General features: G+C 55.0%; 16 protein-coding genes and 1 other RNA gene. 6 read left to right on the top strand and 11 right to left on the bottom strand.

The window, feature by feature from the left end; genetic code table 11:
* The first annotated feature begins 30 nt into the window (after positions 1-30).
* From CLV58_RS19405 to CLV58_RS19385, 5 genes are all read left to right on the top strand, one after another.
* Positions 31-1,065 carry an RluA family pseudouridine synthase gene (locus tag CLV58_RS19405; protein WP_106139486.1) on the top strand — a complete coding sequence of 345 codons (1,035 nt, stop codon included), beginning with the start codon at positions 31-33 and terminating at the stop codon, positions 1,063-1,065.
* Between the two features lie 211 nt (positions 1,066-1,276).
* Positions 1,277-1,729, top strand: a complete 453-nt coding sequence (locus CLV58_RS19400; RefSeq protein WP_106139485.1) for a GNAT family N-acetyltransferase — start codon at positions 1,277-1,279, stop codon at positions 1,727-1,729.
* Between the two features lie 164 nt (positions 1,730-1,893).
* Positions 1,894-2,307 carry a type II RES/Xre toxin-antitoxin system antitoxin gene (gene parS, locus CLV58_RS19395; RefSeq protein WP_106139484.1) on the top strand — a complete coding sequence of 138 codons (414 nt, stop codon included), beginning with the start codon at positions 1,894-1,896 and terminating at the stop codon, positions 2,305-2,307.
* Complete coding sequence (locus CLV58_RS19390) at positions 2,307-2,792, top strand: RES family NAD+ phosphorylase (protein WP_106139483.1); 486 nt, start codon at positions 2,307-2,309, stop codon at positions 2,790-2,792. The genes parS and CLV58_RS19390 overlap by 1 nt, the downstream gene beginning before the upstream one ends.
* 59 nt (positions 2,793-2,851) lie before the next feature.
* The gene (locus CLV58_RS19385; protein WP_106139482.1) at positions 2,852-5,113 is read left to right on the top strand and encodes a transglycosylase domain-containing protein; all 2,262 of its coding nucleotides are present in this window, start codon (positions 2,852-2,854) and stop codon (positions 5,111-5,113) included.
* 99 nt (positions 5,114-5,212) lie between these two features.
* Here the strand turns inward: CLV58_RS19385 and CLV58_RS19380 are convergent, their stop codons facing one another.
* The 9 genes from CLV58_RS19380 to rnpB all read right to left on the bottom strand — a co-directional run bounded on the left by CLV58_RS19380 (position 5,213) and on the right by rnpB (position 12,610).
* Entirely contained in the window at positions 5,213-7,129 is a 1,917-nt protein-coding gene (locus tag CLV58_RS19380) for an ATP-binding protein (RefSeq protein WP_106139481.1), read from the bottom strand.
* A 202-nt stretch (positions 7,130-7,331) separates the two neighbouring features.
* On the bottom strand, positions 7,332-8,009 hold the full coding sequence (gene trmD / locus CLV58_RS19375; protein ID WP_106139480.1) for a tRNA (guanosine(37)-N1)-methyltransferase TrmD: 678 nt from the start codon (positions 8,007-8,009) through the stop codon (positions 7,332-7,334).
* Positions 7,999-8,595, bottom strand: coding sequence for a ribosome maturation factor RimM (rimM, locus tag CLV58_RS19370; protein WP_106139479.1), 597 nt, complete (start codon positions 8,593-8,595; stop codon positions 7,999-8,001). The genes trmD and rimM overlap by 11 nt, the downstream gene beginning before the upstream one ends.
* Positions 8,596-8,666: 71 nt before the next feature.
* A complete protein-coding gene (locus tag CLV58_RS19365; RefSeq protein WP_106139478.1) occupies positions 8,667-9,230 on the bottom strand; it encodes a 30S ribosomal protein S16 in 564 nt (187 codons plus the stop codon).
* Positions 9,231-9,394: 164 nt separating this feature from the next.
* Complete coding sequence (locus CLV58_RS19360; RefSeq protein ID WP_106139477.1) at positions 9,395-9,700, bottom strand: DUF3817 domain-containing protein; 306 nt, start codon at positions 9,698-9,700, stop codon at positions 9,395-9,397.
* A 161-nt stretch (positions 9,701-9,861) separates the two neighbouring features.
* Complete coding sequence (locus CLV58_RS19355; protein WP_106139476.1) at positions 9,862-10,494, bottom strand: NAD(P)H-dependent oxidoreductase; 633 nt, start codon at positions 10,492-10,494, stop codon at positions 9,862-9,864.
* A 42-nt stretch (positions 10,495-10,536) separates the two neighbouring features.
* Positions 10,537-11,244 carry a DsbA family oxidoreductase gene (locus CLV58_RS19350; protein ID WP_106139518.1) on the bottom strand — a complete coding sequence of 236 codons (708 nt, stop codon included), beginning with the start codon at positions 11,242-11,244 and terminating at the stop codon, positions 10,537-10,539.
* Positions 11,245-11,321: 77 nt separating this feature from the next.
* On the bottom strand, positions 11,322-11,924 hold the full coding sequence (locus tag CLV58_RS19345; protein WP_106139475.1) for a TetR/AcrR family transcriptional regulator: 603 nt from the start codon (positions 11,922-11,924) through the stop codon (positions 11,322-11,324).
* A gap of 177 nt (positions 11,925-12,101) precedes the next feature.
* Positions 12,102-12,610: RNase P RNA component class A (gene rnpB, locus CLV58_RS19340), an RNA gene on the bottom strand.
* A 164-nt stretch (positions 12,611-12,774) separates the two neighbouring features.
* Here rnpB and CLV58_RS19335 point away from each other — a divergent pair.
* A complete protein-coding gene (locus CLV58_RS19335) occupies positions 12,775-13,815 on the top strand; it encodes a DUF2278 family protein (RefSeq protein WP_106139474.1) in 1,041 nt (346 codons plus the stop codon).
* A 216-nt stretch (positions 13,816-14,031) separates the two neighbouring features.
* Here CLV58_RS19335 and CLV58_RS19330 read toward each other — a convergent pair whose 3' ends face one another.
* Positions 14,032-15,462, bottom strand: coding sequence for a DUF4403 family protein (locus CLV58_RS19330; protein ID WP_245882388.1), 1,431 nt, complete (start codon positions 15,460-15,462; stop codon positions 14,032-14,034).
* On the bottom strand, positions 15,434-16,456 hold the full coding sequence (locus tag CLV58_RS19325) for a Smr/MutS family protein (RefSeq protein ID WP_106139472.1): 1,023 nt from the start codon (positions 16,454-16,456) through the stop codon (positions 15,434-15,436). The genes CLV58_RS19330 and CLV58_RS19325 overlap by 29 nt, the downstream gene beginning before the upstream one ends.
* Between the last annotated feature and the right edge of the window lie 91 nt (positions 16,457-16,547).

Genomic DNA, 16,547 nt, shown 5'->3' with positions numbered 1-16,547 from the left:
AAGCCGTATTTTTGGCAAATATCAACCAAAATGACTGCGGTGGCCGACCTGGACGACGATTTACCCGAAGACGACGATTTATACGAACACCACCGCATTGTGGTCGACAAAGGGCAGGGCCTGCTGCGCGTCGACCGGTTCCTGATGGATCGGTTGCCCCATGCATCGCGGACGAAAATTCAGGCCGGTATCGACGTCGAATCCGTGCGGGTCAACGACCGGCCCACCAAAGCCAGTTACCGCATCAAACCGCTGGACGTCATCACGGTTTCGCTGCCCCACCCACCCCGCGAGACCGACATTCTGCCGGAAAACATTCCGCTCGACATTGTTTTCGAAGACGACGAACTGCTGGTGCTCAATAAAGTTGCCGGTATGGTCGTCCACCCCGCCCACGGTAACTGGGATGGTACGCTGGTCAACGCGCTGGTGTATCACTTTCAGCACCTGCCGACCACGCGTAACGGAGCCATCCGGCCGGGGCTGGTACACCGCATCGACAAAGACACGTCGGGACTGATGGTGATCGCCAAGACCGAGTACGCGATGACGCACCTGGCACGACAGTTTTTCGAACACAGCATCGAACGGACGTACAACGCGCTGGTGTGGGGCATCCCCGACCCCGCCGACGGGACGATCACGGGTTACATTGGCCGGAGCGCCAAAGACCGCAAGGTGCAGGCAATCTACGACGACGAAAGCAAGGGTAAATGGGCCGTTACGCACTACAAAACGCTGGAACCGCTCCGTTACGTGGCGCTGATGCAGTGTAATCTCGAAACCGGCCGGACGCATCAGATCCGGGCGCATTTCAAGCACATCGGTCACCCACTGTTCAACGACGCTATGTACGGGGGCGACCGCGTACTACGCGGGCAACCGGTTGGCAGCTTCAAAGCATTCGTCGACAATGCGTTCAAGCTGATGCCCCGGCAGGCGCTGCACGCCAAATCACTCGGCTTCGTTCATCCCCGCACGCAGCAATGGCTTCAGTTCGACTCCCCCCTACCCGACGATTTTCAGGCGGCCCTCGATAAATGGCGGGGATTGGTAAATAGTTGAAAAGTTGAATGGTTATAGAGTTGAAGAGTTGTAAAGTTGTAGGGTTGTAAAGTTACTGCCTAGCGCGGCTACCGGCCGGATGGACGCCCGGCGGGGAACCGTAACTCTATAACTTTACAACTAGCCAACTCTACAACTAACCAACTCTACAACTTTACAACTAACCAACTCTACAACTCTATAACTTTACAACCATTCAACTCCCCTTCTCATGATTTCTATCCGCCCCGGTGAACTTACCGACGTCCCCGATGCTTTTGCGCTTGTTACTGAATTAGCCGTTTACGAACGCGCTGCCGATCAGGTTTCCAACACCGTCGAACAGATGGCGCTCGATGGCTTCGGCCCTAACCCACTCTATGGTCTGCTCGTGGCCGAAGAATCGGAGTCGAAAAAAATCGTCGGTATGGCCCTGTACTACTTCCGCTACTCGACCTGGAAAGGCAAACGACTGTACCTGGAAGACATCATCGTAACGGAGGAATACCGGGGCTACGGCATCGGTAAACTCCTGCTCGACGCAACCGTCGAGACGGCCCGCGAGACACACTGCACGGGTATGATGTGGCAGGTTCTCGACTGGAACGAGCCCGCCATCGGTTTCTACCAGCAGTTCGGCACCCGCTTCGATAATGGCTGGACCAACTGTCACCTCGATTTTTAGCAATGCGCTGCGCACGATTCTTGCCCGTAAGAATCCGAAATAAACCCGCATCCGGAGCGATTACCAGTGATAATTTACGCAAGCAGGCACTACATCGATCAAAAGCGCGTTATTGTACTATCAAATGAGTTCAATGATACCATTTGATCAACGTGTTACCAGGTATGACAGCTCCAGCCAGTTTGTATTCAGTAGCGGGAAACGCCCTCACACCCTTGCAATTAATCGACCAGTCCCGCCAGGGCCTAACCGGTACAGAAGCAGGCCGTGTTGCTGGACTATTAGCGGTTTCTGACAAGGAGATGGCTCGTCTCCTCAATCAGTCAGTCGCTACCTTTCATCGGCAGGCTAAAATGGGAAAGCTCGATCCCGTAACGTCCGAACGGCTTCTGATTCTCGATCAGTTGGCGATTTATGGCGCATCGGTATTTCAGGATGCGGGAAAATTCACCCGGTGGCTACGACGTCCGTTACCGTTACTGGAAAACCACTCACCGTTGGATTTACTGGATAGTTCAACTGGCATTCAACTCGTCGACGACATTTTGGGGCGCATTGAATACGGTGTCTTCAGCTAGTGGCACGCATCGTCTATCGTATTCAGACTGACAGCCATCGGGATACTATTCTTGATGGTATTGGTGCCCAACTGCGGGGTGGCCGCTGGAATGTACGGGGTCGCCCGCTGGTTTACACGGCCACAACGCCGGAACTCTGTTTTCTGGAATACATGGTTCATCTGGATGGTACACCACTGGCCGATTTACCGCCCCTTATCCTATGTACAATCCGTATTCCCGACAACGCCGTTCAGTCACTGGACGCAACGCAGCTGCCGGTTGGTTGGAACAGTCCCTACATAGCGCCAACAGCACTAGCCCATTTTATGGATCAGCAATTTCGGCACTTCCACTCCTTATGCATCGCTATACCATCGACGGTAGTACCCTTGTCGCCTTCGCGCAATGTACTGATCGATCCGCTACATCCCCTCCGCAGTCAGTGTTCTATTTTGTCCATTGACCCTTATTTTATCGACCCGCGTCTGCCAACAAACAGCTAACCGACAGACTGGTTGTCGCCAACCATTATTTATTACCTTCGCGTATCACTAGTGTAAGCATGACGGATCGTCAACGTACAGCCCTTCGCATTACGGGGGGCATTCTTCTGAGTCTACTGTTGATTGCGGGCGTAGGTGTCGGCATCGCCTTTTCCAAACGCGAAAGTCTGCTTCAGACGGCCCTCGCCAAGATTACCCGCAAGGCTGAACGGGACTATAACCTCGACCTGAAAATTGGCGATGCTCATTTCACGGGGCTTACCTCCGTCGCCTTCAGCAATATTTCCGTCGTTCCACGGGATCGCGACAGCCTGGCCCGCATTCAGCAGGTTGAAGTGTCGGTCCGGTTGTGGCCGCTGCTCATCGGCAAGATTGGCCTGTCGACCATGTCGCTGGAAAACGCCCGGATTCAGGTTGTTAAGCGCGACTCACTGACCAACGTTGACTTCCTGCTTCGCTCCCGGAAAGATTCAACGGCCACGGCTACGACAACAACGACCCGGCACAAAACTGACCTGGCTGACGTCGCCGAAAACCTGATCGACAATGTTCTGTCGAAAATCCCCGACGATCTCGACGTCAAGAACCTGGACGTAGTCGGTATCGATAACGACGACACACTTCGGCTATTCACGCAGACGGCCACCATTCATAATGAGCAGGTTAAATCGACCATTCTGCTGAACGGCAACGAAGCGATCTGGCACCTCGACGGGACGGCCGACCCCGCCGACCGGGAGTACGACCTGGCCCTGTTCGCCAATCAGCCCGACGGTCGACCCAAGCCGCTCGAACTGGCCTACATTCAAAAGAAATACAACCTGCTGCTTCAGGCCGATACGTTGCGGGGTCAGCTGCGCGACGTCGACCGGTCGCGGGGTGAGTTCCGGCTGGAGGGAGCCGGCTCGGTGCGGAACCTGCGGGTCAATCACCCGGCTATCGCCCGGACCGACGTTCTGGTACCACAGGCGTCGATGGAGGCCAAGCTGTTCGTCGGCGAAAACTACGTTGGTATCGACAGTACGTCGACCCTGCGACTGGGTCAGGTCAGTGCGCGGCCGTTCGTCAAGTATACCCTCCCCGACCGGACAGCGGCAGAAGGCCAGCCCGGTTCCGGCAAACAGTACAACGTACAACTGCACACCGACCCGCTGAACGCACAGGCCCTGTTCAACTCGTTTCCGCAGGGGCTGTTCGAATCGCTCGAAGGCATGCAGGTAGAAGGCAAGCTTAAGTACGATCTGTCGTTTCAGTTCGACACGGCCCTGCCCGACTCGGTAAAGTTCGACTCCGGCCTGACTCCCGACGGCTTCCGCATTCTCAAGATGGGCCGCACGGACTTCAGCGTCATTAACAAACCGTTCGACTACACGCCCTACGAGAAGGATAAACCTGTCCGTACGATCCGCGTCGGTCCCGAAAACCCCGATTATACACCACTCAACGAGATAGCGCCCGATCTGCGCAACGCCTTACTGACGTCGGAAGATTACAACTTCTTCACGCACAAGGGCTTTAACGAGAAAGCATTCCGGGTATCGATCGCGACCAATTTCAAGGAGAAATCATTCAAGCGCGGGGCCAGTACGGTTTCGATGCAGCTGGTCAAGAACGTATTTCTGAACCGCAACAAAACCCTGTCCCGGAAAGTCGAAGAGATTCTGATTGTCTGGCTGATCGAGAATGAGCACATCGTACCTAAAGAACGGATGTACGAAGTGTACCTGAACATAATCGAGTGGGGCCGCAACATATACGGTATCGGCGAGGCCGCCCGCTATTACTTTGCCAAACGCCCGTCTGAGCTGTCATTGGGCGAAAGTATCTTCCTGGCTTTCGTCGTACCACGCCCCAAAGCTGCGCTCAGCTGGTTCGTACCGGGTGGTGGACTACAGGTGCGTAACGTACGCGGCTACTTCCGCATCATCGGTCGAATTATGGCGAAACGCGGGCTGACGGCTCCTGATTCGGGCGCGTACGGATTCTACGATGTTCGACTCCGTGCCGGACTCCGTCGGGAGTTGCCACCTGTCGATACGCTGATGCAGTCGGATAGTCTGATGGTCGATCCGATTGACCCCGATATCGACGCAGATGGCGACGGGACGGGTATCGGCAACTTCTTCCGGCGCTTGTTCAAAGGAAATCGGGACCGGACTACTGAAGAACCGCAGCAGCCCACCGTTCAGCCCGAAACCCCGCCCACCGACGCAGCCGTTCCGGCTGACACGGTAAAAACCCGCAAACAGCTCCGGCAGGAACGACGCGAACGTAAACGACGCGAACGCGAAGCCCAGCAGGTCAATGAATTGAATGAATGATTGAATGGTTGAATGACGGAATGATTGAATGATTGAGTGTTTCGCGTCAGCTTATTCAATCATTCTATCACTCAATAATTCTGTCACTCAATCACTCTATCATTCAATAACGGGTAGGTAGATGGAAAAGGTGGAGCCGACGTTGGGCTCGCTTTTTACGACTACCAGCCCACCATGCTGTTCGGCCACTTTCCGGACAATGGCCAGGCCAATTCCGGTACCGCTGTACTGATTACGTCCGTGCAGTCGTTGGAAGACCTCAAAGATGCGTTCGTAGTATTCCGGCGAAACCCCAATTCCGTTATCGGCAACATGGATTAGCCAATACGCCGGCGTCGCCCTGACCGACGCAAGCAGTGTAGCCGGGAGTTGACTAACGGGTATCTGTTCACTGCTGATCTGTACGACGGGTGGTCTATCGTCCCGCTTGAATTTCAAGGCGTTACTGAGCAGATTCTGCATCAGTTGCCGCAGTTGAACCGAATCACCCCACAGCTGTGGTAACGGCTCAACCTTGACCGTAGCCCCGGCCGTCTGAATGGTGATTTCCATATCATCGAGCAGGTCTCTCACTAATTGCGTCAGATCAACCGCGCTGAACGACGTGTGCTGATTACCAATGCGCGCGTAGGCCAACAGGTCACGAATCAGGGCCGACATACGCTCGGCCGCCAACTGCATCCGCGTGATGATCATTTGTCCGCTCGCATCCAGCTGATCGGCGTACTGACTCGTCAGTATGGAGCTGAAGGCCGTAATCTTGCGGAGCGGTTCCTGCAAATCGTGACTGGCGATGTAGGCAAAAGCCTGCAAACCCTCGTTCGAGCGTCGCAATTCAGCGTTGATCTGTTCGAGTTCCCGCTGATACTGTCGATCTCGGGTAATATCTACCGACGACAGCACGATACCATCGCCCGCCCGGGCTACGTTTATCGAGTACATCCTGCTGCCGAACCCGTGGTCGAACTGAGCCGGTTCTCCGCTATCGACGACCTGCACATACCGATTGAACTCTGGTGTTCCGGCGACTTCGGGGCGCAGTGTCAGCAGCGTCTGGTTCATGTACTGCTCGACTCTATCGCCCCAGGATTCACGCGCCCGTTTGTTAGCCAGCACCGTTTTGAAGTCGATTACCTGCCGGGTGACCGGATCGCGGATGGCGTTGTGCAGCGAAATCGCGGTCTGGGAATTATCCAGGATAGACCGCAGTAGATCGGCCTGCTGTTCGATAGCCGCTTCCGCTTCTTTCACTGGCGTAATATCGAGCGTCGTTTGTACGAATCCGTCGCTGTGTTTGACCACCCGTATGTAAAACCACTTATCGATCGAACCGTGTTGATAATGGGTTTCGATGGCTAATGGCTCACCCGTTTCAACCACGGCCTTGAATTGGTCGAATACGCCCGAGTCGATATCGCCGGGAAACGTACTGAGCATACGTCTGCCCACCAGTTCCTCACCCTCGGGCAGGCTACTGAGTCGGTTCGTTTCCCTATTGGCCAGCCGATACTCAAAATCAATCAGTTCGGCGGTTCGTTCGTCACGCACACTGCCGGCAACCACAATGGCAACGGGCGAGTTATCGAGTGCTTCGCGCATCATCCACCGATGCACTTCCTGTTCACGCGCCAGTCTGTCGGCTCGTTGCTGCGCCTGCACGGTTTCCGTAATGTCCGTGATGATGGTTCCGACGCAGACCGGACTCAGAGAGGGCGTTAGCGTGGTCACCACCCGAAGGTACCGCTCTTCCAGTTCGCCATCGCGCTCGACGGTAACCGTTATCGTCCGCGTCGTTTCAGACGGTCCAGCAACGCCTACGCTATCCAGGAGTTGCGTATAGAGCGCAGCCTGCCCGGCTGTCAGTACATCGGTCAGCAATAACCCTTCGACCGGAGCGACGCGTACATTCCAGTATTGACACCACGCGGGGTTCGCCAGCTGAATGCGCCGATCCTCCCCCTGAAATACAGCCATTGGCGTGGGGGCGTAGTGGAATAGCGTCGCTAGAAATTCCATAGTCAAGTGTTACAGTAGGCTAAACAGTTTGTTCAAAACTACGCAACGCCAAACAAATTTCAGTACGCTGTTTTAGGTAACGAACTGGACGGTAGATGATTCAGGCAGCAATCGATTAAATCGGTGGTGGCCGTAATCATGACCGACAGGTCGTCAAGCGAAAAGGCGGTGATCCCCTGTCAGGTAATCACCGCCTTTCCGCTTAAGAGTCGAGTAAATCAGGTCGACGGATACGCGTTCGTTCGAGCGCCTGTTCATGCCGCCACTCATCAATTTTTGCTTCGTGGCCCGACAGTAAGATGTCGGGAACCCGGTGCCCTTCGAACTCAGCCGGGCGGGTGTACACCGGCGGAGCCAGCAGGTTGTCCTGAAACGAATCGGTCAGGGCCGAGGTTTCATCGTTCAGTACACCGGGCAGTAACCGAATGATCGCATCGGACAGAACGCAGGCGGCTAGTTCGCCCCCCGACAGTACATAATCACCAATGCTCATCTCTTTGGTAACGAACAGTTCCCGCGCGCGCTCGTCGATGCCTTTGTAGTGGCCGCAGAGAATAATCAGGTTCTGCCGCAACGATAGTGTATTAGCTGTATGCTGATTGAGTCGCTCACCATCCGGAGTCATGTAAATCACCTCGTCGTACGGCCGTTCAGCCTGCAGGGAACGGATGCAGCGGGCAATCGGCTCGATCTGCATGACCATGCCGGCTCCCCCGCCAAACGCGTAATCGTCGACGCGCCGGTGCTTGTCGAGCGTATAGTCACGCAAATCGTGCACAACGACTTCGACGTAGCCGCCCGTCTGCGCCCGTTGCAGAATCGAATGGGCAAAGAAGCTGTCGAGCAGCCGGGGCAGGCAGGTAATAATGTCAATGCGCATTGGTATCGTCGCTATCGTCAGCGTCGCCGTCGAACTCCGCTTTGTCGGGCGCGCCATCCTCCATATAAATTGCCAGCAGCCCGTCGGGCAGTACCACGTTCAGCTTCTGCTCGGCCCGGTTAATGGTCGGCACAATGTCGCTGTTGATGGGAATCAGGACTTCTTTACCCTGGTAATCCATCGCGATCAGATCCTGCGCGTTCATGGCGTAGACGCCCCGCACGATGCCCAACGGCCCTTCGTTCGCGTCGACAACCTGATAGCCCACGATTTCGTGGAAATAAAACCGGGTTTCGTCGGTGATCGGTTCGAGGTTATCGAGGGGTAGATACGCCCCGCAATTGATCAGTCGCTCCGCCTGCTCGATTGTATCGACGTCTTCGAAGGCGACGATAGCCCGGCTGCCTTTTACAATGGCAAGCGACTCGATGAAATACGGAATCAATTCGTTTTTGACTTCCAGCAGCACTGAATCGAGATCAGCGTATTCGGTGGGGTCGTCGACATCCAGAAACAGAACCAGTTCACCATTGACGCCGTGGGTCTTGGTGATGTGGCCTACCTGATAGCAATCGTCTTTAGTCATGGCTATGGCTGGGAATGGAAAGAGCCTGTCCGGTCGCGAACAGGCTCTTTGGTAACGCCAGGCGCGGAAAATTATTCAGCGCTGGTGATTTCTTCGGTCGATGCAGCCGCGTCGGTTTCAGCAGCGGGTGCTTCTTCAGCCGCGTCGGCAACAGGTGCTTCAGCTACGGGCTCTTCAACCTTGTTTTTCTTGGCAATCGCTTCAGCGCGGGTTTCGTTGACCTTACGCTCCGCTTCCAGACGAGCGGCACGAGCCTGCTCTTTGGTTTGCGTTTTTGCGTCGGCAACGCCGGCTTTACGATTTTCTTTCTCGTCTTTCCAGGTCGAGAATTTCTCGTCGGCCTGCTCCTGCGTGATAGCGCCTTTGTTTACGCCTACTTGCAGGTGTTTTTTGTACAGGATACCCTCGTGCGACAATACCGAACGAGCCGTATCGGTTGGCTGCGCGCCAACCATGAGCCAATGTACGGCCCGGTCCGATTTCAGTACGACCGTCGATGGGTCGGTGTTGGGGTTGTACGAACCGATTTTCTCGATAAACCGACCATCGCGGGGTGCTACTGATTCAGCTACCACGATGTCGTACATCGCCATCTTTTTGCGTCCACGACGCGCTAAACGAATTTTAACAGCCATTTGTGCTTGCTAGTTTTGATCGGGGGACGAACCCCCTGCGTAAAACGTGGCCGCAAAGGTACGAAAAAAAAACGAGAATGGTATACGGTATACCGTTTTCAGTTTACGGTTTTCAGTACAGTTGATCATGATACATGCTCAGCTAAGAGCTGAAAACCGTAAACTTACTTCTGCCTACTCAGGATCGTTTTATCGACATAGAAGGTACCGAAGGGGATAACGGATGCCAGCAGGACTTTCCACGTCGTCCGTCCGAATCGCCAGTTTTCGTCGATGCTGACGCTGATCGTGTACAATACGAACAGAATGAACAGCACGCCATGAATCGGCCCGATCACCTTGACCAGCGTGGGGTCGTTGCCCACGTATTTGATCGGCATCGCGATGAACACCAGGGCAATGAGCGATAGCCCTTCGAGCAGGGCGAGGAGCCGCAAGCGGCCCAGATTGGTTTTAAGCGAGGTAAGCATAGCGTAAACATAACGAAGATACCCCATTTGTAACGACGCAACCCTTTGCGTCTCAGTACCCATCAGTAAAACAGCGTTACTGGTAAACAAACCATCCAGCAAATTACCATCCGGTAACTGAGACGCGAAGGCCGGGTCGCCGGTGCGATCGCGTCTCTACACTACGCCATTTCGATAAACAGTTCTTCCGTCGACCGGCGTACTTTGGGTGCGTTGGCCAGATAATCTTTCTCGGCATCGCGGTAGCCTAGCACCAGTATCGACGTGCTGTGCAGATTTTTAGCCGGCAGATCGAGCAGTTGGTCGAGCGCATCGGCGTTGAACCCTTCCATCGGCGTGGCATCGACGCCTTCCGTCGCGGCTGCAATCATACCGGTACCCAGTGCGATGTACGACTGACGGGCCGCCCATTCGGCCCGTAGTTCGGGCGTACGGCTCATCAAATTACCTTTGATCGAATCAGCAAACGGAGTCAGTGAGTCGACCGCCGTGTGCCGCGTGTCGGCAATCAGTTGCATATACTGATCGATGTGCTCGGCCGTAACGTCGGTCCAGCTGGCGAATACCAGCACGTGCGAACCTTCCACGATCTGCGGCTGCGGGCAGGCCTGTTCGTGAATTTTGCCCCGTAGCTCATGGCTTTCGATGACAATCACATTGTACGGTTGAATACCAACCGATGACGCCGATAGCCGAATGGCTTCCAGAATCGTGTCTACTTTGTCGGCGGGAACGGGCTGACCGTTCATTTTTTTGGCGGCATAACGCCAGTTCAGGGCATCGATGAGCTCCATGAGTGTTGAAAAATTCAGGTTGTATAGAAAATGAATTGCGAATTAGTTACAGGTACCGTCGACGTCGCAGGCGGGGGCATCAGCCGACAGATCGGTCAGCCTGGGCTGGCTTTTCGACCATTCCGACCAGGCCGTATTCAGTGCCCCGAGGAAGGTCTCGGGTTGCTGTGCACCAGACACCGCGTAGCGTTGGTTCAGCACAAAGAACGGAACGCCCCGCACGCCCACCTGCCGCGACTCGTAGATGTCCTGCCCTACGGCATCGGCAAACTGGTTGCTAGCCAGCACCTGCGTAACCGTCTCGGCAGACAAGCCTACGTCCGTTCCTAGTTCTACCAGCGTAGCATGGTCGGCGGTGTTGCGGCCCTCGGTGAAGTAAGCCCGGAAGATTCGCTCTTCCATTGCGTCGCCCAGCCCCTGCGTTTTGGCCAGTTGAATCAGGCGGTGCGCATCGAATGAGTTAGCCACGACGGCCCGGTCGAAATCGTACGTCAGGCCTACCTCGCGGGCCATGTCGGTCACCCGGTCGTTCATGGCTTTGGCCTGCTCGACACTCCAGCCTTTCACTTCCGCCAGATACGTGTTGATCGACTTGGTCGGGTCAGTTTTTTGATCGGGGTTCAGCTGAAAGCTTTTCCAGACAACCCGCACCTGCTCGCGCTGCGGAAATTCCGACAGGGCCTGTTCGAACTTCCGTTTGCCGATGTAGCAGAACGGACACATCACGTCGCTCCAGATTTCTACGTCCATCGTGGGTTTGTTACTGGCTATCGTTGACATATTTACAGTAGTATGAAAAATAACAGTGTTAGGTATCAGACAAAAAATTAGTGGGTCAGTGATTTCACAAACCCGGATATAGCATCGTGCAGGACGGCTGTGTTTTGCTTGTTGGTGGCTGCTGTTGGATCAATCATCTGAATCGACACCAGCCCATGCAGAATTGACCAGTACGTTTTGAACTTAAGATATACGTCGGCATCGGCGTTGGGGCCACTGGCAATCAGTTGGTTGATTGTGTGGGTAATGACCTCGCTAAACTGCCGCATCTCGACGATGTGATTTGCCGTTTCGCAGGTAGGAATACCCAGTCCAAACATAAGCTGGTAGTACTCCCGGTTATCAAAGGCAAACTGCCAGTACGTTTGCGCAATGCCTTCCAGCCGTTCGGCCGGTTCTTTTTCACAAAGCGCGCTTTCCTTGATTTGCCCGATCAGTCGCTGGAACCCCTGCCGGGTAAACTCCAGCAGAATCGCATCCTTACTGGCGAAGTGACTGTAAATCACGGGAACGCTGTATTCGATGGCGTCGGCAATTTTTCGAATCGACAGGGAAGCCCAGCCTTCAGCCAGCACCTGTTCCCAGGCAGCTGTCAGAATGCTGTTTCTGACTTCTTCTTTCTGTCGTTGTCGACGTTCTACCAATCCCATTGTCTATTCGTTCGCTTTTATAACAGTGTTAACTTTTCTAACTACGATCTAGTTCCGTGCGCGTAAGAATTAGCAATTCCCACCCTGTACACCAACCAATTGATCAGCCAAAAAAGCACAAACAAACAACTCCCCGGCTGACAGCGCGGATCTGTTAGCCGGGGAGTTGAAAAACCAATGCAGTACGAGTCTATAAGCCGGGTTCTGTCGACCAGCCGTAAAGCCAGCCGTCTTATCATTTATCTGGGATGCCAGTCACCCGGACACCTCGTTCGACCTACCCGCGTCGGTTTTCACCCGGCCGAAACCAGGCTGCTGGCGACGAGCAGCCGCGCGTCCGACGCTTATTTGGTCTTTCAGCCCATAAGGGTTACCGTGCCCCGTCGGTCACCCGCCGGGCGGTGGGCTCTTACCCCACCGGTTCGCCCTTACCAGAATCAATGAGTGAATGAGCGAATGAGCGAATGAGTGAATAGCTGGCGCGTCCAGTAACGTTCTCGCGGAGCTATTCACTCATTCACTCATTCATTCATTCGCCATTAAAAATCGGCGGTATATTTTCTGTTGCCCTGTCTGTCAGCCGACCGTCGCCAGTCGGCTGCCTTCCCGTTAGGAAGTATGGCGCTCTGCGCTGCCCGGACTTTCCTCACCGGCCCGAAGGCTGGCGCGATAAGACAACTCGTATTGCATTGGCGGGTACAAAGGTACGCCTTTCGATGCGGATACGACCGAAAATGTCCTAAATATCGATTCGTGGCCAAACCGTTTGCTCAGGATTGGCGATTAGTAACAATACCTTGACAGACCGTAGCGCAAATCCACGTAATCTTCCGCCAACTTTCATTTCCCTATGGCACTCACCAATTATCACTTGTTTGTAGGCCGCTACGATCGCGGTCTGATGGCACCCGACGCCAATCACTTTGAAATCAAACTCGACACGGGGGGCGATTTCTTCCGGGTAGCCGTCAACGTTCGGTCGCAGGACGGGTCGATGCTGCTTACGTACGTCAACGACGACTACCAGCACGAACTCTGTAACCGGCTGCTAACCGCTTTTCCGGCTAACGGCACATACAGTATCAACGACCCCGACAAACGCCGTCAGTTTGGGCTTGACTTTCTCCGGCGCAACATGATTGGTGATTTCAGTCGGATGATTCCGCTGCCCAACAACGCCCCCGGCCTCGACAACGACCTGGAGGAAAAGCTGACGCAGGCGCTCGACAAGTCGAAAGCCGATCCCAACGCCCGCATTTTCGTGTTTGGCGAACGGTGGCCCGGCACGACCAGCAAAGACAAGTATTTCCCCGAAATCAAGGATCAGGGTATCCACGACATTCACATGAATCAGGGGAACCCGCCGGGTAAGTTCGAGAAAGACAATGGTGTTTTTCAGGATGGGGGTTTGCTGATTTACTACCCGGCACTGGGTCGCTGGACGGCGATTCTGCTGGCTTTCCAGACGCAGTTCAACACGCTCAACCCACCCACGCTACACACCGACGATCAGACCGGCAATCGTATCGCCGGCACCAATCCCATCGACAACACCCCCGTTGACGGGGAAGTTGTTATCGCAGCGGCTCTGGTCAACCCCCGAGGCAACGAAGCGGGCAACGAGAAAGTCATCCTGCTTAACACGACTGATTCGCCGGTGTCGCTCAACGGCTGGAAGCTGGTCGATCGGCAGCAACAGGCGTTCACTATCGGCAACCTGACGGTTCCGGCTGCGGGCACAGTCGAGCTGCGCATTCCGGCCAACAGTTCGTTTCAGCTCTCGAACAACGGTGGAACGATTACGCTGCTGAACAGCACGGGGCTAAAAACCAGTGGCGTCCGCTATACCAAACAACAGGCTAGCCTGGAAGGACGGCTGGTTCGGTTTTAAGTCGGTTTACGGTTTACAGTATTCGGTTTACGGTTTGGTAGCGTTAGGGCTGGCGTTCTGGTCTCGACACTCAATGGTTACTGTTGCACCGGGTTTTAACCCGGTGCAACAGTAAAAGAGCGGTTCTTGCGCCGGGTTTTAACCCAGCGAATTTACCACACCCTCGCCCTGTGAAGTTGCCGTAAACCGGATACTGTAAACTGTAGATCATCTACCTTACTGCAACCCGTCGACCTTCACGTCGATTCGGCCGGTGGCGTTGACGACGGCTAACATGCCGGTCGACGTCAGGTACACCTGATCGGGCTGAATATGGTCGATGCGACCGTTGATTACCACGCCTTTGGCAATCGCATTGTTGTGTAATCGAGCCTGCAACTGTTTCTGCACATCCGTAATCTGCGAGCCAACGGGGAAAGTCAGTTGTTCCTGGAGCGTTTTGGCGAAGGTGCCCTGTAACAGCCAGCTTGCCGACCGCTGTAGAATATTCCGCGTATCGAGATCGTACGCCAGATTTTGCAGTGAAATTGTCTGTGTCTTCGGGTCGTAATACGGTCGACCGCGTAGGTAGATGTCGCCCTTGATCGTACCAGATAAGCCGGCTTTGATAATCAGGTTTTCATTTTGGCCGTATAGATCGATGCTGGTGAGCGTGATACTGTAGCCCCCCGTCAGCGGAAACGTCTTGCCCACGAAATTCTCCGCAGCCAGCCGGGCCGCTTCGGGATAACTGACTTCGCTGAGCAGACCTATCCGAAAATCGTCTTTTACCTGATTTACCACCGTTAGGTCAGGCAGTGACACGGCCGGGCGTACGTCGGGTTTGTTGCCCGTGGTCGTCAGGGTAAAGCCTTCGATGCCAATGGTCGAGCGAATCACGCTACCGTCGAACCGCAGGGGCGTTATCAGCACGCGCTTCGGCACGACCTGCAAATAGGTGCGGTACGCTTCCGAAATCAGGTACGGTTCACGCAGCAGATTCCACGCCCGCAGCACTGGTGTCTTAAGATCGACGTTTTTCCGAATCTGCTGATCGATCGCCTGCGTAATCGTCCCCAGGTTCTTGTCAATCATCCGGCTGACCAGATTGGTGATCGGGATGTTCAGGCCGATAACGCTGATCGTCGGGCGACGCACCCAGCCGTAGCCGTCGGGTTGCGTCTGGGTGTGTACCGACCAGTCGGGATCGAGGTCGAACTTACTCTTGAACCGCAGGTCCAGTTCAAATTCGGTTTCCTTGTATTGGGTGAAGCCCAGCACCGACACGCCCGCCCGCACCCAGATGCGCAGCGGCACGACAAACTGAAACAGACTATCCTGCGCCGACACGAGAATCGTTCCGCGTTTCCACACCTTCGTCAGAAACTTGTCGCCGTTGTTGTCGTTCGGGTCGTTGTCTTCGTAGATCAACCCGTTGACCTGCGCGTTGATCTGACGCTGCACATCGTTGATCGAAATCGATACGGGTACGTGAACGGTGGATAGATGACGCTCGCTGCGGATGTCCATTTCGGTGAATTTATACGCTTCTTTCGGCGCTTTGGGGTCCAGCTGACTCGCAGACTGACAACTCGCCAGCCCGAGCAGCAGCCACAGACTGAATACCCCAGCCCGGTAGTTACTTAAGGCTGACCTTCGTGGCACCATAGCCAAATTTCTGTTTCTGGGCATCTTCGAAAAACCGGACGTGGGCGTGTTGCCCCAGCCGCTTGTGCAGTTCAGTCCGCAACGCACCACTGCCGACGCCGTGAATAAACGTGATTTCGCTCATACCACTGGCAACGGCGTTTTCGAGTGCTTTCTCAAAGGTATCCAGTTGCAGCTTCAGTAGGTCGGCGGGACCACGGTTGCCCGTCCCTTTCGGCAGCAGCGCTTCCGTATGCAGATCAACCACCGACGACGGCCGGTCGACCGCGATAGCGTCGGGATCATTCTTTGGCTTCAGCATTTCGGCTTTCAACTCGTCGGGTCGAATCGTATGCGGGCGGGGCCGGTTACTCGACGGGGCTGCGGGTTGTGCCGGCTCAGTTCCTTCGGCATCGAGCTGACTGACAAAACCGGGCTGATTCAGGACGGGCACGGTGGTTTTATTCTTAAAAAACGTCGCGGCCCGTGCTTTGAATCGTTTCACCAGCGGAGCCCGCAACGTCGACTTGCCCGCGCGGAACCACAACCCCTGCACCACGAACGTCGGCCAGTTTTCAAAGGTCGCGTGCGTGTAGAGGTCGTTCATTTTCTGATGCGCCCGCGCTTTGAGCATGCCGGCAAACAAGCCCCGGAACTGCACACCGCCCGTGGGTGCGGCCGACTCTTCGCCCAGTGCATACGGAAAATCCCAGTCGGTATTGTTGACCAGATACAACGAATACTCTCGATCATTGACCGCGACAAACGCCAGGTAAATACCCTGGTTGGCCAGAATCGACGGGGCCGACGGCGCTGTTGGTTTCTGCGGCTCGAATGTCGACTTACGGAGCAGTTTTTCCGCTTCCAGTGGCGACACGGGAACCAGTTCCGAACGCATCACCGGAATCCGGAAGCCATCTTCAATCTCAATTTCGACCATGTTGCCCGGCAAAAACCGCGACACGATGCCCTCTCCTTTCGCCCGTAACAGCCGGACTTTATCACCAATATTCATTTGTTTTCAGTGTTTTTACTGGTAGAGACGCGACCCTTCGCGTCTCATCGCCCGGACGGTATCGCACCGATGGTTGTGCCACCACATGGTT

It is taken from the genome of Spirosoma oryzae (genome assembly GCF_003002825.1).
In the GTDB taxonomy this organism is placed as follows: Bacteria; Bacteroidota; Bacteroidia; order Cytophagales; family Spirosomataceae; genus Spirosoma; species Spirosoma oryzae.
Note: the sequence above shows the minus strand (reverse complement) of the source record. Positions and strands in the feature narration are given on the sequence as shown.

Bases quoted from the DNA above. Each gene is read 5' to 3' on its own strand.
- CLV58_RS19405 (WP_106139486.1), top strand. From the start codon at position 31: ATGACTGCGGTGGCCGACCTGGACGACGATTTACCCGAAGACGACGAT.
- CLV58_RS19400 (WP_106139485.1), top strand. From the start codon at position 1,277: ATGATTTCTATCCGCCCCGGTGAACTTACCGACGTCCCCGATGCTTTT.
- parS (WP_106139484.1), top strand. From the start codon at position 1,894: ATGACAGCTCCAGCCAGTTTGTATTCAGTAGCGGGAAACGCCCTCACA.
- CLV58_RS19385 (WP_106139482.1), top strand. From the start codon at position 2,852: ATGACGGATCGTCAACGTACAGCCCTTCGCATTACGGGGGGCATTCTT.
- CLV58_RS19380 (WP_106139481.1), bottom strand. From the start codon at position 7,129: ATGGAATTTCTAGCGACGCTATTCCACTACGCCCCCACGCCAATGGCT.
- trmD (WP_106139480.1), bottom strand. From the start codon at position 8,009: ATGCGCATTGACATTATTACCTGCCTGCCCCGGCTGCTCGACAGCTTC.
- rimM (WP_106139479.1), bottom strand. From the start codon at position 8,595: ATGACTAAAGACGATTGCTATCAGGTAGGCCACATCACCAAGACCCAC.
- CLV58_RS19365 (WP_106139478.1), bottom strand. From the start codon at position 9,230: ATGGCTGTTAAAATTCGTTTAGCGCGTCGTGGACGCAAAAAGATGGCG.
- CLV58_RS19360 (WP_106139477.1), bottom strand. From the start codon at position 9,700: ATGCTTACCTCGCTTAAAACCAATCTGGGCCGCTTGCGGCTCCTCGCC.
- CLV58_RS19355 (WP_106139476.1), bottom strand. From the start codon at position 10,494: ATGGAGCTCATCGATGCCCTGAACTGGCGTTATGCCGCCAAAAAAATG.
- CLV58_RS19350 (WP_106139518.1), bottom strand. From the start codon at position 11,244: ATGGACGTAGAAATCTGGAGCGACGTGATGTGTCCGTTCTGCTACATC.
- CLV58_RS19345 (WP_106139475.1), bottom strand. From the start codon at position 11,924: ATGGGATTGGTAGAACGTCGACAACGACAGAAAGAAGAAGTCAGAAAC.
- CLV58_RS19335 (WP_106139474.1), top strand. From the start codon at position 12,775: ATGGCACTCACCAATTATCACTTGTTTGTAGGCCGCTACGATCGCGGT.
- CLV58_RS19330 (WP_245882388.1), bottom strand. From the start codon at position 15,462: ATGGTGCCACGAAGGTCAGCCTTAAGTAACTACCGGGCTGGGGTATTC.
- CLV58_RS19325 (WP_106139472.1), bottom strand. From the start codon at position 16,456: ATGAATATTGGTGATAAAGTCCGGCTGTTACGGGCGAAAGGAGAGGGC.